Source organism: Synechococcus sp. CC9616 (genome assembly GCF_000515235.1).
Classification (GTDB): Bacteria; Cyanobacteriota; Cyanobacteriia; order PCC-6307; family Cyanobiaceae; genus Parasynechococcus.
Genome location: NZ_KI911558.1, coordinates 2298396 through 2316866, shown reverse-complemented (window position 1 = coordinate 2316866; position 18471 = coordinate 2298396). Strand labels below are relative to the sequence as shown.

At 57.4% G+C, this 18471-nt stretch carries 15 protein-coding genes and 1 pseudogene; 7 read left to right on the top strand and 9 right to left on the bottom strand.

Annotated features, from left to right (window positions below):
- Nucleotides 1-3: 3 nt before the first annotated feature.
- Nucleotides 4-1566 (top strand): annotated as a pseudogene (locus SYN9616_RS15865) (BCCT family transporter).
- Nucleotides 1567-1806: 240 nt separating this feature from the next.
- Here the strand turns inward: SYN9616_RS15865 and SYN9616_RS17725 are convergent.
- Nucleotides 1807-2061, bottom strand: coding sequence for a hypothetical protein (locus SYN9616_RS17725; protein ID WP_198015187.1), 255 nt, complete (start codon nt 2059-2061; stop codon nt 1807-1809).
- A 115-nt stretch (nt 2062-2176) separates the two neighbouring features.
- On the opposite strand from SYN9616_RS17725, the gene SYN9616_RS16195 reads away from it, so the two are divergent.
- Entirely contained in the window at nt 2177-5242 is a 3066-nt protein-coding gene (locus SYN9616_RS16195; protein ID WP_198015186.1) for a M10 family metallopeptidase C-terminal domain-containing protein, read from the top strand.
- On the opposite strand, the gene SYN9616_RS15855 is transcribed toward SYN9616_RS16195, so the two are convergent.
- From SYN9616_RS15855 to fabI, 5 genes are all read right to left on the bottom strand, one after another.
- Nucleotides 5210-5962 (bottom strand): SIMPL domain-containing protein, encoded by a 753-nt coding sequence (locus SYN9616_RS15855; protein ID WP_156918825.1) that lies wholly within the window; start codon nt 5960-5962, stop codon nt 5210-5212. The genes SYN9616_RS16195 and SYN9616_RS15855 overlap by 33 nt on opposite strands.
- An 82-nt stretch (nt 5963-6044) precedes the next feature.
- Nucleotides 6045-7511: a carotenoid oxygenase family protein gene (locus tag SYN9616_RS0112930; protein ID WP_028953467.1), complete on the bottom strand. Its 1467-nt coding sequence runs from the start codon at nt 7509-7511 to the stop codon at nt 6045-6047.
- 66 nt (nt 7512-7577) lie between these two features.
- A complete protein-coding gene (gene hisB, locus SYN9616_RS0112925; protein ID WP_028953466.1) occupies nt 7578-8183 on the bottom strand; it encodes an imidazoleglycerol-phosphate dehydratase HisB in 606 nt (201 codons plus the stop codon).
- A 75-nt stretch (nt 8184-8258) separates the two neighbouring features.
- Nucleotides 8259-9113 (bottom strand): bestrophin family ion channel, encoded by an 855-nt coding sequence (locus SYN9616_RS0112920; protein ID WP_232200445.1) that lies wholly within the window; start codon nt 9111-9113, stop codon nt 8259-8261.
- 44 nt (nt 9114-9157) lie between these two features.
- Nucleotides 9158-9940, bottom strand: coding sequence for an enoyl-ACP reductase FabI (fabI, locus tag SYN9616_RS0112915; RefSeq protein ID WP_028953464.1), 783 nt, complete (start codon nt 9938-9940; stop codon nt 9158-9160).
- 82 nt (nt 9941-10022) lie between these two features.
- Between fabI and SYN9616_RS0112910 the strand changes: the two genes are divergently transcribed.
- Together SYN9616_RS0112910 and SYN9616_RS0112905 are read left to right on the top strand one after the other, a co-directional pair.
- Complete coding sequence (locus tag SYN9616_RS0112910; protein ID WP_028953463.1) at nt 10023-10919, top strand: FAD-binding domain-containing protein; 897 nt, start codon at nt 10023-10025, stop codon at nt 10917-10919.
- On the top strand, nt 10916-11344 hold the full coding sequence (locus SYN9616_RS0112905) for a DNA polymerase (protein WP_028953462.1): 429 nt from the start codon (nt 10916-10918) through the stop codon (nt 11342-11344). Before SYN9616_RS0112910 ends, SYN9616_RS0112905 begins: the two co-directional genes overlap by 4 nt.
- Before the next feature lie 2 nt (nt 11345-11346).
- Here SYN9616_RS0112905 and SYN9616_RS0112900 read toward each other — a convergent pair whose 3' ends face one another.
- A complete protein-coding gene (locus SYN9616_RS0112900) occupies nt 11347-11898 on the bottom strand; it encodes a hypothetical protein (protein WP_028953461.1) in 552 nt (183 codons plus the stop codon).
- 65 nt (nt 11899-11963) lie between these two features.
- On the opposite strand from SYN9616_RS0112900, the gene SYN9616_RS0112895 reads away from it, so the two are divergent.
- From SYN9616_RS0112895 to SYN9616_RS0112885, 3 genes are all read left to right on the top strand, one after another.
- Entirely contained in the window at nt 11964-12548 is a 585-nt protein-coding gene (locus SYN9616_RS0112895; RefSeq protein WP_028953460.1) for a thioredoxin family protein, read from the top strand.
- A gap of 34 nt (nt 12549-12582) precedes the next feature.
- The gene (locus tag SYN9616_RS0112890; RefSeq protein WP_028953459.1) at nt 12583-13800 is read left to right on the top strand and encodes a DegT/DnrJ/EryC1/StrS aminotransferase family protein; all 1218 of its coding nucleotides are present in this window, start codon (nt 12583-12585) and stop codon (nt 13798-13800) included.
- Between the two features lie 439 nt (nt 13801-14239).
- Complete coding sequence (locus SYN9616_RS0112885; RefSeq protein ID WP_084218358.1) at nt 14240-16237, top strand: cadherin-like domain-containing protein; 1998 nt, start codon at nt 14240-14242, stop codon at nt 16235-16237.
- A gap of 145 nt (nt 16238-16382) precedes the next feature.
- On the opposite strand, the gene SYN9616_RS0112880 is transcribed toward SYN9616_RS0112885, so the two are convergent.
- Both SYN9616_RS0112880 and SYN9616_RS0112875 read right to left on the bottom strand, forming a co-directional pair.
- On the bottom strand, nt 16383-17816 hold the full coding sequence (locus tag SYN9616_RS0112880) for an FAD-binding domain-containing protein (RefSeq protein ID WP_028953457.1): 1434 nt from the start codon (nt 17814-17816) through the stop codon (nt 16383-16385).
- Complete coding sequence (locus SYN9616_RS0112875) at nt 17813-18376, bottom strand: NUDIX hydrolase (protein WP_028953456.1); 564 nt, start codon at nt 18374-18376, stop codon at nt 17813-17815. The genes SYN9616_RS0112880 and SYN9616_RS0112875 overlap by 4 nt, the downstream gene beginning before the upstream one ends.
- Between the last annotated feature and the right edge of the window lie 95 nt (nt 18377-18471).

The window sequence follows — 18471 nt, the reverse complement described above, 5'->3', positions numbered from 1 at the left end:
TCCATGCCTGATAGCGCCACGCCCCCCCGCCCCTGGCTGCGGGAAAACCCTCTCTGGGTTGGCGCCGTTCCCCTACTGATTTTTCTGCTGGTCTCTGCCCTTGACCTGGCCCTGGCCAAGCAGTTCACCGAAAGCGGCCAAGCCGTTGTCAGTAATGCCCTGGGTGGGGTCTGGCAGTGGACGGTGGTGCTGCTGTTTCTGATCGCGTTGATCCTTGCCATCAGCCCTGTCGGGAAAGTCCGGCTTGGGGGTGAGGAGGCCAAGCCGAGCCTGAAATTCTTTGATTGGTGCGCAGTGCTGATCTGCACCCTGCTGGCGGGAGGTGGCGTGTTCTGGTCCGCGGCCGAACCGCTGTTTCACTTTCAAACCCCGTCACCGGTGTTCGAAGGTGTCAAAGCCAGCACGGCGGCAGCGGTGGATCCAGCCCTGGCCGTGAGTTTTCTGCACTGGGGGTTCCTGGCCTGGGCCCTGGTCGCCACCACCACCACCATCACCTTCTCGATGATGGAACGCCGAGGAGAACCCCTGCGTCCGAGAACGCTTTTGGTCAATATCGTGCCGCGGGGCTGGGTGGATGGCCCCCTGGGTGATCTGGCGGATGGATTGTCTGTGGTGGCCGCGATCGCCGGCACTGTTGGCCCTCTGGGCTTCCTGTCCCTACAGCTCAGCAACGCCGCTGGACAATTGCCCTGGCTTTCCGACAGTGCCGGATTGCAATCCCTGGTGGTGGTGCTGCTCACAGCTGTGTTCGCGAGCTCCACAGTCAGCGGCATACAGAAGGGAATCAAATGGCTCTCAGAGCTCAACGTGTGGCTCACCCTGGCCATGGCGGCGGGCCTCTTACTGCTGGGCCCAGGCCTATGGCTAATCCAGCATTTCTTCAGCAGCTTTTTCACCTACCTGATCCATCTGCCACAGATGGCTCTTACCCCCAATGCGATTCCCGACAACTGGGTGAACGGCTGGACGGTTTTCTACTGGGGTTGGTTCCTCGGCTATGCCCCCCTGATGGGGCTCTTCACCGCCGGCGTCAGCCGGGGGCGCAGCATCCGTGAACTGGTGCTGGCAGTGGCGATCCTCTGCCCGATCGTGACCAACCTCTGGTTCACCCTGCTTGGGTGAACAGGCATGCACCTGGAACTGGCAGGAGGAGGCATCAGTGATGCCCTGGCTCAGAACGGAGCCGCCGCGGCACTGCTGGCCATCCTTAGTCAATTGCCCCTGGCCGGACTACTGATCCCCATTGGCCTGGTGCTGGTAGTGCTGTTCATGTGCACGAGTGCCGACTCCATGAGTTACGCCGCTGCGATGGTGGTGAGCGGCCGCAATGAGCCGCCAGCACCGCTGCGGTTGTTCTGGGCTCTGATGATCGGCAGCCTCACCCTCGTGCTGCTGCGCATCGGCACAGGCCTTGGAGACAGCACCTCGATCGATGCATTGCAGGCCTTCATCGTGATTACAGCGGTGCCAGTCACCCCCCTTGTGCTGGCAACTCTCTGGCTGGCACCGAGGCTGGCCTGGAAGGAGTCACGCCTGAACCGAGCTCATCAAAACCCGACAAATTGAGGATTGCCGTTCACTCATCAATTTCTCAGGATTAGGATGAAAATCCAAGGTGCAGGAAGCAGCAGCTTCAATGCGAAACAAGTTCAGTGATGCAATAAACAACTCGAACCTCGGACCTATTCAATCGCTATCAGATGATTTAACGAGGAAAGTCCTGTTTGGTCATCCTGCCGGCTGCATTTGCTGCCGCACATTGCCGGATGCGGATATCACCAAGCTTGGCGAACTCATTCTCGCCAATCAAAGCGATGAGAAGATATCAGCTGGGGCCGCAGGCTCCAATGTCACGCTGGCAACGTATTTAAGGTCTGGATTTTGGAGTGATTTCAGCAGCAGCCCCAGGAAGTTCAACCTGACAAATACAGGGACATATGCAAAAAACGGCGTTATTACGTACAACACATCTGGCAATAATTTTGACGGCAGCGGTATCTCTTCTGCAAGAGCATTACTCGTTGATGAAGCCTTCAAAATTTTTGAAGATGCTTTAGGCATTGATTTCCAGAGCACATCAAATTCGGACGCTGATTTCCGCTTTGGAGATGCATACTCAGGTGCCTATGCATCCTCAAGCTCACTCTCTGGGAACATCAACTATGTGAATGTCAACGTGTCCTCAAGCTGGCATGGTGGACGCAGTGGCTATGGCAACTACACCTTCCAAACCATTCTGCATGAAATTGGCCACGGATTAGGGCTAGGCCACCAGGGCGATTACAACGGCTCTGCCAGTTACAGCAGCGACGCCAAATACGCCAATGACTCATGGCAAACCACCATGATGTCGTATTTCTCTCAAAATGAGAACACATCAATCACAGCAACTTACTCCTTTTTAAGTTCACCAATGGCGGTGGACTGGATCGCCTTTGATGATTTATACGGTCCACAAGGATTCAGCATCAGCAATGCCTTCACTGGAGACACAACCTATGGATACAACACCAACATTAATTCATCCACGAGTGAGATCTTTTCGGATTTAAAAGATTGGATCAGTTCAACAGCTTTCACCATTCTTGATGGATCAGGAACGGACACTTTTGATTTCAGTGGCTTCAGCAATGACCAATCGATTGATCTCCGATCAACGGATGAATCCGCATCCAGCCTGTATCCCTCCAACATTGCCGGCGACATCGGCAACCTTGTGATTGCTGCAGGCACGGTGATCGAAAAAGCCATCGGTGGTAGTGGTGCAGACACATTGACGGGCAACTCTGCCAACAACACCCTGGATGGCAGTACTGGCGCTGACACGCTGACCGGTGGCGCCGGAGATGACACCTACGTCGTTGATTCCAGCTCGGATGTTGTCACTGAATCCAGCGGCGAAGGGACCGATCTGATCCAAACCTCAGTGGACTTCACCACTGCAAGCAATGTTGAAAATATCGAGATCACCGGCGCAACAGCACGAACGGCCACCGGCAACTCAGCGAACAACACCCTCACAGGAAATTCTGCTGCCAGCACCCTCATTGGAGCGGCTGGAGACGACACCTACGTCATCTCGGATGCCACCACTGTCGTCACTGAATCCTCCTCAGAAGGCACTGATCTGATTCAGGCCTCGGTGACCTATACCGCTCCCGCCAACGTCGAGCAACTCACCCTCACGGGCTCTAGCAACATCAACGCCACTGGCAACGCCCTCGACAACACACTCACCGGCAACACCGGCAACAACTCCATCGATGGCAGCACCGGCGACGACACCCTCATTGGTGGCGCCGGTGATGACACCTACGTCGTTGATTCCACCTCAGACGTTGTCACTGAATCCTCCTCAGAAGGCACCGATCTGATCCAGGCCTCGGTGACCTACACCGCCCCTGCCAACGTCGAGCAACTCACCCTCACGGGCTCCGGCCACATCAACGCCACGGGCAATGCCCTCGCCAACACACTCATCGGCAACAGCGGCGCCAACCGCCTGATCGGCGGCGATGCCAACGACACCCTCACCGGCGGCACCGGTGCCGATCAGTTCCAGCTCGGTGGCGGCGATGACCTGATCACCGACTTCTCCGCTGCAAGCGGAGATGCTGTTGGCATCGAAAACGGCCAGGATTACTCGATCTCCCAGTCCGGGAGTGATGCGCTGATCAGCGTCGCGTCCGTGGGATCGGTTCTGCTGCAGGGCATTAACGCCGGAGACTTCGATGAGGAGACGCTAATTGTGCGGACCGATGGGTCGGGCAACCCCAGCTCAACCGCGCCAACGCTGACATCCGCCACCTACAACGATTCCAGCGGTGTTCTCGCCCTCAGCGGCAGCAACCTGCCCGCCTATGCAGGTTCCAGCAACGACATCGACGTCTCCAAGCTCACCATCACCGGTGGCTCCGGCATCACCTACACCCTCACCACCGGCGACGTTGAGCTGACATCGGCGACAGCCGCCAGCATCACACTCAACAGCACCGATCAGAGCAACCTCGATTTCCTGCTCAATAAGAACGGCACCGCCTCCACCCAAGGCACCACTTACAACATCGCCGCTGCAGATGACTGGGCTCCCGGCGCTGACAGCAGCGCCGACATTGCCGATCTCTCCGGTAACGGCATCACGGTTTCGGGGATTTCTCAAACACCCGCTCCAACCCCCGCACCCTCACCCAGTGGTGGCGGTGGTGGTGGCGGTGGTGGTGGTGGTGGTGGCGGTGGTGGTGGCGCCCCAGCACCGGCACCTGCCCCAAGGCGACCGCGAACTCCCATACCCACTCCGGCTCCTGGTCCCACACAGCCACCTGGCCCCGTACAGCCACCTGATCCCGCACAGCCACCTGGCCCCGTACAGCCACCTGGCCCCGTACAGCCGACAGCACCGACTACTAGGCCTACACGGCCTCCTGGCCCCACCAAGCCACCCACTTCGGGCCCAAACAACGAAAAAAACATCCCATCCCTGCTGCCTGATCAGATCGCCACGTTCAAGCCAAACCAAATTGCAGCCCTGCCGCCTACAACCATTGCCATCCTGAGCACTCAGCAGGTGAAACAGCTGAGCCCCGCCAGCATCAGCGCGCTCAAGCCTGCGCAACTATCGAAATTCAAGCCTGACGTGATCGGCAGCTTCACTCAGCAACAGATCGCCAACATCAAACCGAGCGCCATCAAAGCTCTCAAACCCTCTCAGCTCACAAGCATGGCAACCACGCTGATCAACGCCATGCAGGGAAAGCAGGTGCGCAAACTGACGCCCAAAACCATCAAAGCCCTGCAACCAACACAGATCAGCAAACTCTCCACTCAGTTCGTCGCAGCGATGACCAACAAACAGCTGCGCAAACTGCCCTCCAACAATCTCACCCCCAAACAGCTCAAAACCCTCCCCACAAAGGCACTCAGCAAGCTCACCCCAAAGCAGTTCAATCAGCTCAATCGCAAGCAGATCAACGCCTTGCCCGATGCCGTTTGGAACACGCTCAACAACCGGCAGCTCAAAGCACTAGGTCGTGCCTTGTACGGAACCAATGGATCCAGGCGCCTCAGTCCCAACGCCCAACGCAGGGCAATCGAGCCCCTCACAGAGCCGATCGTCATCCAGGATCCAGGTGAAACCTGGTTCTCAGTCACAACAGACCAATCAACACACCCGCAGGATCTGCAAGCCCACGATCGTCTTGCTCTGCTGGGCCTAAACGACCCCAACCAGTCCCTTCCCCTCTAATCCATCACTCAGGCAGTAATCCAGCTGCAGACGCAGTGTTTGCGCAGGTTTTGGTGCTTCTCCGGGTCTGAATCCTGATCGCGCCGTCTCCAGAGCAATCGCACGGGGACGCACCATCGCATCCTGACGGTTGATCCGCAGCAAACGCACCCGAGCGACGCCGATCGCTGCAGCCATCGCTTCCGCCTCCGCCGTTCCTCGGCGAAGCGCCGCCACGGTGAGGCGCTGCTGCACAAGCTCCGCTTCGCTTGCGTCCGCCTGAGATGTCATTCCCTGAAGGCGAACGCCTGGCAATCCACCAACAGCCTCAATCAGAGCGTTGTATTTGCTGCGCTTCACTTCACCGGACACACCCGTACTGGCCGTGTGTTGCCGGTCAGCATCAACCTGGTTGCCACGCTGATGGGTGGATGGGGCAGGAACCGACAACGTCCCAACAACCAGGGGCTCTAGCGCGAGGCGCAGACGTCTCAATCTCTCCTGCAGCTGTTGAAGAGCGGCTTTCTCACTGCTGCCTTCAGCCATCAGAGCCAGTGAGAAACGAAAACGGACCGCTGATGTTGTGCCCTGTTCCGCCACCGAAAGCTGCAGCACAGTGCCGCTGCAAGGAGGCTCATCCGCCTGCACCGCTGCAGGAGCAGGCAAGAGAATCGCAGCGACTGAAGCTGTCAGCACAGACAACGCCAAGGCGCGATGGCTTCGAGACGTTTGAAAGAACAACCCATGGCGGCAGCTGTTTCAGCTGTAGCTCCAGGGAGCTGTGAATTCGCGACTCAGGGATGTCAGAACAGCGTTGAGATGTTCACAGATCTGACCAGCTGCCGTGAAGGCCATGGGGAACCGCCAGAGGCAGCTCGAGCACAGCCACCTCAGAGAGATCCCTCGCATTGAGAATCACCAGATCTGATGCATCACGGGAACCGTTCCAAATCAAATCCAGCACCCAGCCATCGTCCTCTGAATCAGCACCGGGCCGCCGCACCATCAGAGGTTCACTGACAAATCCGCGGGGAGCCGCACTCCAGGTCTGGGTCTCACCACTACTCAAATCCAGCTTCTGAATGGCCTGCAGTGGATCATTACCGGTGTCCCGTTCCGCCACCGCCATCCAGGCGTAGCGAGAACTGAGACCCTGTCGCTGTGGATTCACCATGGCGAACTCGCAGGTGCGCTCACTGATGCGCTCGCTTTTCACGGTCTCGCGGCTGAGATCCAGACGGCAGCGATGCAGGATGCCCTCGGGGACCTTGTCAAAGTCCACCTCAACGAAATCCTCATCCGGGCCGATCGACGGGAAGTCGTCGTAAACGATGCTCTCAACGACAACGTGATCGCCATCCTCAAAGGCATTGAGGTGATGGAAGACAAAGCCATCGGGGGCTTCAAGGATGCGGGGCTTCTGCCCTGCAAAACGTCCGCAATCTCGCGGAATCAACCAGAAACGTCCCTTGCCGCCAGGCTGCGAAGCCAAGCATTGAGCAGCCCCTTTTTCACCAGTCACGAAGGGAATCGGGTTGAAAGAGATGGCGTTCTGGAGGAATACAGCCCAGTTGGGGGTGATGGCGAAGTCGTGCAGGAAGGCAAAGCCGGGGAAGCTGTCGGAACGGTCATGCAACAGACGACCGGCCTCCGGCCCCTCGGTGGCGAACTCCATCAGACGAATCGTGCTGCGTGGCCCTGTCTTGACGCCGAAGGTCACCATGCGCGGACTGCCGTGATGGCCAGGATCGAAGCGGGGATGGGCACTGAAGGCCTCACCTTTTTTCAAGACTCCATCAAGCCGGGACAGACCATGGGTTTCCAGGCTGATCGGATCGAGCGCATGGGGTTCAGCGGCCTCCCAGAGCGCCAGAAGCTGATCACCAAGACGCACCACATTGGTGTTGGCGATGTTCTTCAAGCGCAGGTCGAAGGCATTGGCCAGTCGACCGCCGGGCTTCTGACTGCCAAACACACCGCGGTAGAGGACCTTGCCGGCTTTCTCTTCCGCAAGCCAGCCTTCAGTTCGCACAAAACGGTTACTCAGCGTCACGCTGCCGTTCTCAAAACGCATGGCCGCAATCATCCCGTCCCCATCGAAGGGGTGGTGAACACGATGGCCATTACGCTCCAGACGCCCTGGCCCGTTGCGATAAAAGGTGCCATTGAGCTCGGTTGGCACCGTTCCACGAACCGCTGACAGAGGCACCTCCGTCAGTTCCTGATCCACGTTGACGAAGGCACTGGCCCAGTCGCTGCGGTTGTAGGCGCGAACAGGAGTGACGGTCACGGAGGAGCAATCAACGTTGTCCCATCCTCTCGTAACGGACTGTGAAGCGTGTCCCGGACGCCTAAATCAGTTCGCTCCGGCCTGCTCGAGCACGCCTTTACTGCTCGGAATCGCTCCGGAGCGCCTGGGATCAATCTCCGTGGCCATCCTCAGAGCTCTCGAGAAAGCCTTGAAGCAGGCCTCCACGATGTGATGGGAATTCACACCATCCAGCTGACGGATGTGCAGGGTCATGCCGCTGTTGTTCACCACGGCCACGAAGAACTCCTTCACGAGCTCGGTGTCATACGTGCCGATCTTCTGGGATGGGATCTCCAGGCTGTAGCTGAGATGCGGTCGACCGGAGCAATCGAGCGCCACCTGCACCAGGGCCTCATCCAAAGGCGCGACGAAATGGCCGAAACGATGAATGCCGCGACGGTCTCCCAGGGCCTGAGCCAGGGCCTGACCAACGGCAATGCCCACATCCTCATTTGTGTGATGGTCATCGATATGGGTATCACCAACAGCCTGAATCTCCAGATCCAGCAGACCGTGACTGCTGATCTGATGCAGCATGTGATCGAGAAACGGCACTCCGGTTGAGGCCTGGCAGCTCCCGCTGCCATCGAGATCGAGGCGCACCTTCACATTGGTTTCACCGGTGACCCGATGCACGGTTCCACTGCGCATGTCCGTGACTCCGATGACACCACTTAATGCACTAATCATCGCGAAACGGGGAGGTGCCGCCAAGCGCTTCGGGCCTCAGGTCACCACCGGACCGGGATGGTTCCTCTGATGCTGTGCCAGTGGATGATCATCGCCAAGCAGATTGGCTGTGATCAGCTGACAGATCCGATCAAGGGGCAGGGCAAACCTTGGATCGCGGAACGGGTTTTCCAGAAACATGCCGATCCGCTCGGCCATCAGCAAGGTCAGGAATGCCAGCCAACCCACAACGGCAGCGCTGAGCAGACCCAGCGCATCCATCTTGAGGAACACGAGGTAGCCATAAACCCAGGTCAGGGCTCTGATGCAGAAGGTCGACGACGCCGGCAGAGGCTGACTGCGAATGCGCTCAAGACCACCGATGGCACGGGTCAGCTCCTGCTGCACGTGGATCAGATCAGCACGCTCGATGCTGTTCAGCTGTTGTTGCTCGACCAGCTCTCTTTGATGGCGGGCCATGACCTGCAGCACCAGCTGCACTGATGGATCTTGAATGCGCAGGGATTCGGCTAGCCCCTGAACCGCTGAAGGCAGGGAGCCGATCTGTCCATCTCGTGTTCGCAAGCTGGCGTTCACACACCAGACGAGCAACACCTCCAACTGCAGCAGCCGCTGCCGGATCGCGAATGACGATCGACGCGGCAGCACGGTGGTGAGCAGATCCCGCCAGTTCCGGCTTTCATTCACCAGCGCACCCCAGAGCACCCGGGCTTCCCACCAGCGGTTGTAGGCCTGGCTGAAGCGGAAACCGAGGAAGAAGGCGAGCAGAAATCCCAGAACCTGGAGCAGGTCTTCCGGCAACAGCACCGCCGCGATGGTGTCGTGAACAGGAAGAGTGACCAGGCAAACGGCGGTGGCAATCAGCAGAGAACGCTGCTCATGCCGGATCATCCACCAGGTCAGCCTCAGAACGTCCCTGGGGCCTCGAGACTGAATCACATGCCGTTAATGCAGTAACCGGCGTCCACATAGATCGTTTGACCGGAGATGCCGCTGGCCAGATCGCTGAGCAGGAAGGCCGCGGTACCACCCACTTCCATCTGAGTGACGGTGCGCCGCAGGGGTGCCTTCTCCTCCACGTTGTGGATCATGTCGAGAATGCCGCCGATCGCGGAGCTGGCCAGGGTACGGATCGGGCCGGCACTGATGGCATTAACGCGCACCTGCTTGTCAGGGCCGAGCTCGGCGGAGAGATAGCGAACGGACGCTTCCAGAGCGGCCTTGGCCACACCCATCACGTTGTAGTTGGGGATAGCGCGTTCAGCGCCGAGGTAAGTAAGCGTGACCACCCCGGCTTTCTCGCTGAACAGGGGTTTGGCATGGGCACAGAGGGGTGCCAGCGAGTAGGCGCTGATCTCGAGAGCTCGGGCAAAACCCTCAGAGGTGGTGGCGCTGTAATCACCGATCAGTTCCTCCTTGCCCGCGAAAGCAAGGCAATGCACCAGGCCATCGAGAACGCCCCACTTCTCTTTAATTTCAGCGAAGACACCGGCCATTTGCTCGGCATCCTGAACATTCAGGGGCAGAAACAGGCTGGGTTCGAGGGGTGCAGTGAGCTCACGCACCTTGGCCTCGAAGCGTCCCTTCTCATCCGGGAGATAGGTAATGCCGAGCTCGGCACCAGCGGCTTTGAGTTGCTGAGCGATGCCCCATGCGATCGAGCGGTTGTTGGCGATGCCGGTGACGAGGATCTTCTTGCCGGTGAGATCAAGCAGCATCAGGCGGACCGGAACGGGTTGGAATCGCGCGATTCTCCCCCATCACTCGCCAAGATCTCCCAACCGTTGCTGCCAAAAGCCGGTGACCACCGCTCCATCAACCTCAATCAGCGGCGATCTGCCACGGCAGTTCGCTTCACGAAACGACCTCGATCAGCTGCTGGCACACGAGTTCCCTGAAGCTCAGGGGCGCATCAGCCCGATTCAGGGTGGACGTCAAGCTGCAGACAAAGCACTCAAGCGCGTGGATGCGAAGCGCTACGCCAAAAGCCGCAACCACCTCAATGGAGCTGTCACAGGGCTATCCCCTTACATCCGCCACGGCGTGCTGACGCTGGCTGAGGTGCGCGACGCGATGTTTCAACGGATTCGCAGCCGTGAGGAGGGCGGCAAACTGATCAACGAGCTGGGCTGGCGCGATTTCTGGCAGCGGATGTGGCATGAGCTGGGGGATCGCATCGAGGACGACCAGGAAGCGATCAAGACCGGCCATGACGCCATCAGCTACGCCCAAGAGCTTCCCGATGACGTTCGTGAAGGGCGAACCGGACTGGCCTGCATGGACGGCTTCCAGCACGAACTGGTGACCAACGGCTGGTTGCACAACCACGCCCGCATGTGGATGGCGGCCTGGCTGGTGCATTGGCGCAAGGTGCACTGGAAAGCGGGAGCCGATTGGTTCCTCGAGCATCTGCTGGATGGTGACCCCGCCAGCAACCACCTCAGCTGGCAATGGGTTGCCAGCACCTTCAGCCACAAGCCTTACTTCTTCAACAGGGACAACCTCGAGCGCTACAGCAACGGCCGTTTCTGCAACAGCTGCCCCAGCTCTGAACACTGCCCATTTGAGGGCAGCTATGCGCACCTGGAGAGCCAACTGTTTGCCGTGCAACCAAGCGTGCGTGGTGTTCCAACGCGACGTTCCGGACATCGCAGCGACAAGGCGCAGGGCCACCACAAAAAGGGAAGCCAGCGATGAATCTCAGCCATCCGATTGTGTGGGTGCATGAGGAAGCCCTCGGCCCTGCCAATCCCGCTCTCGAGGACTGGCCCCAGACGCCGGCGCTGTTTGTGTTCGATCAAACCTGGATCGCACATCAGCGGATCAGCCGCAAGCGGCTTGGCTTCCTGTACGAATGTTGTCTTGAACTTCCCGTCACCATCCGCAAAGGCGATGTGGTGAAGGAAGTTGTGGCGTTTGCCCATCGCCACGGTGCTGATGGCGTTGTCACCAGTGGAGCGGTGGACCCTCGCCTGAATCGCATCGCCGCCTCCATCGATCGGGAGCTGCCCCTCTGGATCCTCGACGGAGAACCATTCGTCAACCTGCCAAGGCCTCCCCGGCTGGGTCGTTTCAGCCGCTACTGGCGCGAGGCGGAACCGGTTGTCTGGTCGGCTTTCTGAATTCAGAGTCTGGCCCGACCATCTGTGTCGGTGTCGTCCCCCAGCAAGGCCTTCTGCCGTTTCAGTTCCTCGTTTGGGTTGGTGAGAAGTTCAGGCTCCTCCAGAGCCGGCAGCTGAACAGGTGACACCTCTGCCTCAGAACGGGGTGGATCGACCCATTGCCAACGTGCCTGCGGTGCCCGGGCCGTGCAAAGCAGCTCAAGCTCCTGCTTCACAGCGTCCAGAACATCCTTTCGCCGCATTGCCTCGAAGAATTCCTGACGCGATGCCAGACCTGAGCTGAACGGTGCTGTCCCGCGGCCATTGAAGAGCCGTGCTGGGTCTGGAATCCAGCGCGGCTTGCACAGCTTGGAATCACTGGTGTCTGTCTCCAGAAAAATGTGCAGGCCGTAGCCATCCGGCTGGCTCACCACCGCCAGGCCATCGTGCGGAGAACTGCGCGGCAAAGGGAAGACGCTCCAGGGGGCTGAACTGGGCGTGTTGGTGGAGCAACCGGCAAGAACAAGCAGTGCCATCGACGCCCAGGCTGACGGTGACTCCCCTGGCCTTGGCATGGTCATCTCGATTGCTTCCCCAGACCGCCATCCTGATAGGGACTTTCTGTTCCTGCATCGGAACCATGGCGCTGACCCCTTCCACGATGCTTCCTCTGGAGACGGGTCTGCCCGCCTTCTCCCTGCCCACAGCAAAGAGCAGTGAGCTCGCCAGCAACGATCTGGATGAACGGCCGATTCTGCTGATGGTGATCTGCTCACACTGCCCGTTTGTCAAGCACATCGAACCGGAACTCACGCGCCTGGAACAGGACTTTGGAGAGACCATTCAAATGGTGGGCATCAGCAGCAACAGCCTGATCACGCACCCCCAGGATGGCGCCGATCAACTGGCGGATCAGGCCACACGACACGGCTGGCGCTTCCCTTACCTGATGGATCAGGAACAGACGCTGGCCAAAGCTCTTCAAGCCGCCTGCACACCGGAGTTTTATCTGTTCGCCCAAACAGAAAGCCATCAACACAGCCTTCGTTACCGCGGCCAGCTCGACGGCAGCCGACCCGGCAACGACCAACCCTTGAATGGCGCTGACCTGCGCCAAGCCATCAACGCCGTTCTGAATGATCAACCGGTGAATCCTCAGCAAATCGCTTCCGTTGGATGCAATGTGAAATGGCATCCCGGCCAGGAACCGAGCTGGTTCGGCTGACCGACACCGAATGGATCGGCTTAAGGTGGCGTTCATGCAAGTGCCTCCTTTCAGCCTCAGCCAGCAGATCAACGATCTGGGCTCAGACCTCGAGCAGGCAGTGCTGGAAGTGCTGCGCAGCGGTCAATACATCGGTGGAGCCCAGATCCAACTTTTTGAACAGGCCTTTGCCGACAACGTTGGTACCCGTCATGCCGTGGGCTGTAACAGCGGCACCGATGCCCTGATCCTTGCTCTGCGTGCACTCGGTGTTGGTCCAGGGGATCAGGTGATCACTTGTGCCTTCAGTTTCTTTGCGACAGCTGAAGCGATCAGTTCCGTTGGAGCTGAACCGGTTTTCGTCGATGCGAATCCCGACACGTATTTGATCAATCTCGATCAAATCGAGGCGGCGATCACCCCAGCCACCAAGGCTTTAATTCCTGTCCATCTGTTTGGTCGACCAGTCGATATGACCCGGGTCATGGCCATGGCCTCCGCCCATGGCCTCCGGGTGATCGAAGACTGTGCCCAGGCAACAGGAGCCACATGGCAGGACCAGGCCGTGGGCAGTTTTGGTGATGTGGGATGTTTCAGCTTTTTTCCCACCAAAAATCTCGGTGCTGCCGGGGATGCAGGGGCAGTCACCACCAACAACGACGACGTGGCACAGACCATGCGCGAATTAGCCGTGCATGGCATGCCTCAGAGATATCTGCATACGGCACTCGGTTACAACAGTCGCCTCGACGCCATCCAGGCTGCAGTTCTCAATGTCAAATTGCCGCTGCTCAGCGATTGGATCGACAAACGCAGGGCACTTGCCGAGCGTTATCTCGAACTCCTTGCTGATCTGCCTGGCATCACCCTGCCCTCAGATGAAGACGGCCACAGCTGGAACCAGTTCGTGGTACGAGTCAACTGCTGCGCGCCGAGCGACTCTCTTGGCCAACCGGAATCGAGCCCTTCAGCGATCAGCAGCCGTCATGGACTGCCTGAGAGCACAAGCCGCGACTGGCTGAAACAAAGTCTGCAAGACAATGGCGTCAGCACGATCATCTACTACCCGATCCCAATTCACCGGCAACCCGCCTACGACCATCTGAACCTTCAGTCGGGATCCATGCCAACGACAGAGCGGCTGTGCACCCAGGTACTGAGCTTGCCGATCTTCCCTGAACTAAGTGAGCTCGCCCAGCAGCAGGTGGTCTCCGTGCTTCAGCAGTTGTTAAACGGCAGCGTCCCGGCAGCCCCGGCTCCAATGGTTGCTTAAGAGAAGCTTCGCCCTGCCCGTTCTGACACATCGAAGATTGAATGTTGGGAAGGAAAACCCCAACCAAACGGTGTATGCATTTGTTCAAGACATGCTGATCCCAGCATCATCAATGAACGATCAATCAGGTTGAATCAATCACTCACTGATCACCGCGATTAACCACTGCGACTGATCACTGCGATCGTCGTCAAAAATATGAATACTGGAAGCTTGTGATTCTCAACTGCTCAAGCGAACTGTTCACGCATATATTCAAGCAATATCGAACACGCTTTCTGCTCGCTCATCCTCAGACAGAAGCACCATGAGAAAAGCATGAAATCCCCGTGAGAAACGTTCATGGACTTGAAGGATAAAACCTAGACAACCATCAGCCATACGAAGGGGAAACAACAAGCCATATCACAAAGACTAAGGGCAAGATTCAAACAATTCAATGCCTTCCTCAGAGAAGCCGTCATCTTCTTTGATGCAGGTTCATCGATTCAGTGAGTCTGTTCTTGATCAAGAACAGATTGCAGGAGCCAACCATATCCACGTTAAAACCTGCGCATGCCCAACATGCAAAAATCAATCCGAAAGCAACCAGCAATGGCTTGCGGATTCACCGAATGATTTCAGCAGAAACAATCAAACAGGATCAATCGATCCCTCTCTACTCATCAGCCACGCTTTTGGAGACATCACAAAGGCATATTTAAGCGGGCGCGAAACACTTAATTATTATATATACGATCAATCGATCAATATTCAATACCTCGGAAGTGAACTAAAGACACTCGAACATCAAGACGACGCAACTCAGTTCATCAATAATCTTTTTCTGCGACTTGACCCCCTGATCGACCTTGATTTTCAAGCAACATCAAACCTGGATGAATCAGATCTGACAATCATCTCCGTTGACGGTTGGAACGCATGGACTAGCGACACTGTTGGACAAGTCGTGAATCTTGATTCCAGCTGGAATGTCCTTTGGAAGGACATCACACAAGATTCTCTGAGGGGAAATGCCTCTGGCTCCAACGACAGCTTTGATGCCAATACGATCATCCACGAGATCGGTCACGCGCTGGGTTTATCCCACCCCAATGAAGATCCATTCAACAGTCAATGGACGACGGACGATTCCGTCATGTCTTACAACATCAGTCCCGATGGCTGGGACGCTTCCTTCACAGATGCAGATCTTGATGCCCTGCAACGAATCTGGGGCATGGAAGACGACAATGTTGCAACCAATGCAGCACCTGCACTGACTGGAAAGAAAGCAACTCTCTCTGAAGGACGTGAAGACCTGAATTACATTATTAGAGCAACTGATTTACTGCAGGGATACTCAGACCCCAACGGAGACAGTCTTTTCATCTCAGAATTCTCAGCATCCAATGGCGCACTATCAAACAATGGCGATCAATCCTGGACATTCGCGCCCACCAGCAATTTCAACGGCCAAGTTGACCTGAACTACTCCATTGATGATGGCCTTGGAGGCTCGATTGCATCTAATCAATCCTTCAGGATTACACCAATCAACGACATCCCAGTACTCGCGTGGAAGCAAGCATCTCTTTCAGCAGGAAAGGAGAATTCGGCATACACAATTACAGAAAAAGATCTCCTCCAGGGATATTACGATCCCGACGGAGACCAACTCTTCATCACAAATCTCTCCGCTTCCAATGGCTCGCTCTCCAAGAATGACAATGGATCATGGACACTGAAGCCAGCCAAAACATTCAACGGCATCATCGGCCTCACTTACTCAGTTGCGGATGGCAACGGAGGATCCGTCAATGCCAACAACCGATTCAACATTGCACCGATCAAAAATTCTCCGGCTCCAATATCTGAAGAAGAGATTACTGGAGGGACTGATCATCCTCTGACGCGAGGCAACGGAAGTGAAAAGCCAAACCCTCCGCATCCATCAGCTGGCAAGCACAATCAACCCATCCAAGCGCTGGAAGCATTGAACTCGGAAACGACCAACATCATCCAATCAAAGGGCAAACAAGCCGACAAGATCAGAGGAACGCAGGACGATGATTCTCTTTTGGCAGGGAAAGGAGCAGACATTCTGATCGGGAAAGGAGGAGCTGATCAATTCTTGTTCATCCACAACGATCGATTTGGCAGGCGAGGTGCTGACACAATCAAAGACTTTGACATTAATGAAGGTGACAGGCTCTTGCTTGGAGCGAGGCGACTGAACGGGCTTGATTCAGATCCAACATTCGCTACTGCCTCCAGGAAGAAACAACTTAAGAAGCTGATTACGAAAGACATTGATGTCATTTATTTTGAACCTCTAGGACGGCTGATTTACAACCAAAACGGCGAGAACCCTGGATTTGGACGCGGTGGGATATTTGCCGTTCTGGAGAACAAACCCGAACTGTCTTCAGAAGCCATCCATTTCCTGGCAGCTTGAGTGGGATAACGCCAATCAATCACTTGATTCAATACATGAACCTCACAACAAACAAAATCGAGCCTTGAATCAACACGTTGAAATCAAATCACCAGCGCCGATGGTCATCACGCAGAGCCTGATGCTTTGCGAGCAAGAATGTTAATCAACTGCGGATGGTGGCGTAGAGCGCTTTGAAATGCGCCTGCTGAAGTTTGTGGTTGATCAAGGGCTCGGGATAACCGCGTCGTTCCAGGCCAGCGATGTCGCCGCTGAGCAGATCCTTCGTGTTCACATGCTTCAACTCCGGCACCCAGTGCCGGATGTAATCGCCTTCGGCATCGAATTTTGAAGCCTGGGTCGCTGGGTTGAAAATCCGCAGGGGCTTGGGATCCATGCCACTGCTGGCACTCCATTGCCAGCCGCCGTTGTTGGCCGCCAGGTCCCCGTCCACCTCCAGTTCCATGAAGGCGCGCTCTCCCCAGCGCCAGTCGCAGATCAGATCCTTCACCAGAAACGACGCCACGATCATTCGGCAACGGTTGTGCATCCAACCGCTCTGATTCAGTTGACGCATAGCGGCATCAATGATCGGCATGCCGGTCAGCCCCTCTTTCCAGGAGGCAAACCACTCTTCGTTGTTCTCCCAGGGGAAGCGGCGCCACTGCTCGCGGTAGGGGCCGTCCGCCAGCTCCGGAAAATGAAACAGCGCCTGCTGATAAAACTCTCGCCAGCCCAGTTCCTGCTCCCAAACGCCAATCGCGGCCAGCTGCTCATCACTGCGGGATTGTTCACGGGCCTCTTGGGCGGCCACCCAGGCCTGGCGAGGGCTCAAGGTGCCAACACTTAAAGCCGCACTCAGATACGACGTCCCTACGACGCCAGGGAAATTGCGATCGGGCTCATAACTGGACAGAGCACCATCAGAGAACGTCTGCAGTTGTTGGACCGCTGCCGTCTCACCGGGACGACAGGGACAGAGATCGGCGCCCTCAAAACCATGGGACTCGCGCAGCGCAGCCAGGGGATCCCCCGTAGGAACATGCTCTGGATCCAAATCCAGCAGACCGGACGGAGCATCCGTACAGATGGGTTGCCTGGCCTGCACCTGGCCGCGCCAGTTGCGCAGGAAAGGGCCATACACCCGATAGGGATCGCCACCACCGGTCTTGAGCAGCTCCGGTGCAATCAAAAGCTGGTCCCAATCGACAACAACCCGACGTCCGTCGGCTTGCAGACGCTTGGCGACCTGGCGATCCCTCTCCCGGGCATAGGGCTCGACATCGCGGTTCCACAGCACTGCTTCGGCGCCAAGCCGCTCTGCCAGCTGCGGCAACACCGCCGCAGGATCCCCCTCAAGGATCAGCAAACGACTGCCGGCCTCACGCCAGCGCTGCTGCAGCTCGATCAGACTTTCGATCAGAAACCACAAACGAGCCGGTGCCATCGGCGGCAGATGCTCAGGCGGTGTGATCACCTGAGGGTCCAGCACGTAAACACCGGTCAGCGCAGGACTGATCTCAGACGCAGCGGCAAGACCAAGGTTGTCTGCCAGACGCAGATCACGGCGGTGCCAGAACAGAACCCGGGGCGTCGTCATGCCAGACCCAGCAATTGTTTGGCGCGGTACCAGGCGGTGATGCTCTTGCCATCCAGCCATTCATCGCCCGAGGCCAAAGCCGCATCAAGGGCGGCTGGGCTCATCAGCAACACCTCGAGATCTTCATCGTCGTCTCCCGCCGGCGGGTTCTCCAGGGGGGTAAGTTCGCGCGCCAGGAAGCAGTGGATCACCTCATCGGAGTAGCCGGGGCAAGGCAGCATCGGGCCCAGGGCGTCCCACCGCTCAGCGCTGTAGCCGGCTTCCTCACCGAGCTCGCGCTTCATCGAATCCAGCGGGTCCTCACCCTCCTCCAGGGTGCCGGCGGGGAATTCGAGCAACCGCGCCTGCACGGCAAAACGGTATTGGCGCAGCACCACCACCTGGCCGTCGTTGGTGATCGGAACCGCTAACGAAGCCCCGGGATGGCGAATGATGCCGAAGGTGCCTTCAACGCCCATCGGCAACTTGATCCGATTGCGCTCAAAGCGAATCTTGCCCGCATCAAGCGCATCGACGGCATCCAGTAACGCGTAGGGCTCTGGAGTCGGCAGCGGCGCCATGAGGAACAGGCAAAAGGTCTAACAGCATGGCTGTAATCCGCTTGGTTCCGCTGATCACTTGGCAGAAACCATCCATCACACCAAAGACACAAGCC